This window comes from Anaerococcus sp., assembly GCF_022770135.1.
Taxonomy (GTDB): Bacteria; Bacillota; Clostridia; order Tissierellales; family Peptoniphilaceae; genus Anaerococcus.
Genome location: NZ_JALEIL010000016.1, coordinates 1 through 2325 on the forward strand (window position 1 = coordinate 1; position 2325 = coordinate 2325).

The following is a 2325-nucleotide window of genomic DNA, read 5'->3' on the forward strand; positions in this document are numbered from 1 at the left end:
ACCGTCAGAAGAATATATAGAATTTCTTGATAAAAACGAAATTGATCTTAAATACTAAAATAAACACTCTCTTTACAATTAAGGGAGTGTTTATTCTTGCTTATAATTCTATTTTTCTACCATCAACTCATACAAATGCTCATAGAATGGCTTGGATTTGCAGATTTCTGCTATGCTGTAGGCTACTAGGCTTACTATTGCTATTCCTAGTAAATATTCGAAGGCTCCTCCGGTCATTTCCAAAACTAGGATAATAGCTGTGATTGGGGCTCTTACTATAGCTGAAAAGTGGCCGCACATACCTAGGATGCTAAATACAAATATAAATGATGGGTCAAGGAGTCCTGCCATAACTAGGCTTGTCGCTACAATGTTTCCTACGAGCGAACCTATTACTAGTAGGGGAACTAAGCTTCCTCCTGATACTCCTGCTCCAAAGGCTAAGCATAGGAGAAATATCTTAGCGAAGTAGAATAAGATTAGTCTAACTAAGCTAGTCTCACCCTTAGTTGCAAGGAAGATAAATTCTTCACTTGAGGCAAATAAGTCTATGTCTATCATCAAGACAATTGCTGTTACTACAAAAGGGATTAGGTATTTTATGTAGGGATTAATATTTATCTTCTTATAGACAGCCTTAGAGCCTATTACGCAAAAATTAAAGAATACTCCTGATAGGCCTACAAAAATTCCCAGAACTATCAAGATTCCAATCATAGATAAGTGCATGACTTCGAAGTTTGGTACGTCTAGTAGGGCTGGATGGTTACCAAAGGCAATATCTGCAGTAATTATTGCAGTAAATATAGTAATAGCTGTTGAAAGGAAGACCTTCCTGTCGGTTTTTTTGAATATTTCTTCTACCGTAAATAACATTCCCGCCATTGGAGCATTAAAGGCTACAGCGATTCCTGCTCCTGCGGCTGATCCAATAAAGTATCTCTTATTTTCCTTTGACTTGCTAGCCTTGTGGACTATATCTCCTATAAGACCTCCGATTTGCACGGATGGGCCTTCCCTACCGAGCGTTAGTCCAGCTCCTATAGCAAGAGTACTTGCGATAAACTTTCTAATTAGGGTCCTAGGGCTATCTACGATAAACTCATCATCTAGCATGCCATATATGATCGGTATTCCTGATCCATTGATATTCGGATCTCTTTTAGATAAGAAATAAATAAATGTTCCAATAATTATAAATAAAATAATAATCCCAAGGGCGTATATCGGCTTATCGTGAACTAAGGATATTAAGCCTATCATTTTACTCGATACAAATCTAATGGCTTGTTTGAAAAATCCTATAGCAAGTCCAACTATAATACCAGTCAATACGAATGAAAGAATTGTAGACACTTCCTTTGATTTGTAGGAATATCTTAATTTTGCTTTTCTCATTAAATTCCTCCTTATCTTCTATTATATCAAAATTAAGTCCCCTGTTAAAATATTTCTAGGTTTATAAATTATTATATGTTACAATGGATATATAAAGAAAAGGAGTGTTTATGAAATATTTTGACTTGAATGGCGAAAAAATCTCACGACTTGGTTTTGGTTGCATGAGATTTAAGACAATTGATGGCGATAATGGAAAGATTGATAAGGAAGCTTCATCCAAAGACATATTAGAAGCAATCGATAAGGGACTTACATATATTGACACAGCTTATCCTTATCATGACGGCAAGAGCGAAAAATTTATAGGAGAATTCCTTGAAGAAAATAAGCTCCGTGACAAGATTAAGCTTACTACTAAGCTTCCATGTTGGCTTGTCAAGGAAAGTGACGACTTCTACAAATTATTAAATGAACAATTGGATAACCTAAGAACAGACCACCTGGACTTCTACCTCCTCCACTCTCTTGATGTAAAAAGATTTAGACAAGTTTTAGAGCTTGGCGTCCTAGATTTCCTTACAGAAATCAAAGAGAAGGGGTTGGTTAAGCATGTTGGCTTTTCCTTCCATGACGAATATCCAGCTTTTGAAGAAATCATCAAGGCCTACGACTGGGACTTCTGTCAAATCCAATTAAACTACCTCGATGTAGACTACCAAGCAGGCCTAAAGGGCTACGAGCTTGCTAAGAAAATGGGAATACCTGTTGTTATAATGGAACCAGTTAAGGGTGGAAGGCTCGCCAATCCTCCAGAAGAAGTTAGAAACTTACTTAAGGACTTTACCGACCTATCCCCTGCCCAAGAAGCCTTGAAGTTCCCTCTAAGTCTTGATAATGTAATGACAGTCCTATCTGGCATGAATGATATAGATCAAGTAAGGGAAAACCTAGAGATGGCTAGCACTACCGACTACAATTCTCTAA

The 2325-nt window shown here is 37.1% G+C and carries 2 protein-coding genes; one reads left to right on the forward strand and one right to left on the reverse strand.

Translation table 11 applies throughout. The annotated features are described in order from the left end of the window. Positions 1–108: 108 nt before the first annotated feature. The gene (locus tag MRZ08_RS00550) at positions 109–1398 is read right to left on the reverse strand and encodes a ClC family H(+)/Cl(-) exchange transporter (RefSeq protein WP_297377968.1); all 1290 of its coding nucleotides are present in this window, start codon (positions 1396–1398) and stop codon (positions 109–111) included. A 110-nt stretch (positions 1399–1508) separates the two neighbouring features. Here MRZ08_RS00550 and MRZ08_RS00555 point away from each other — a divergent pair. Continuing rightward, positions 1509–2325: aldo/keto reductase (locus MRZ08_RS00555; RefSeq protein WP_297377971.1), on the forward strand; the 817-nt coding region annotated here is incomplete at its 3' end.

What these genes read in the sequence shown, in the direction of transcription:
- MRZ08_RS00550 (WP_297377968.1), bottom strand. Translation starts at nt 1,398, where the DNA reads ATGAGAAAAGCAAAATTAAGATATTCCTACAAATCAAAGGAAGTGTCT.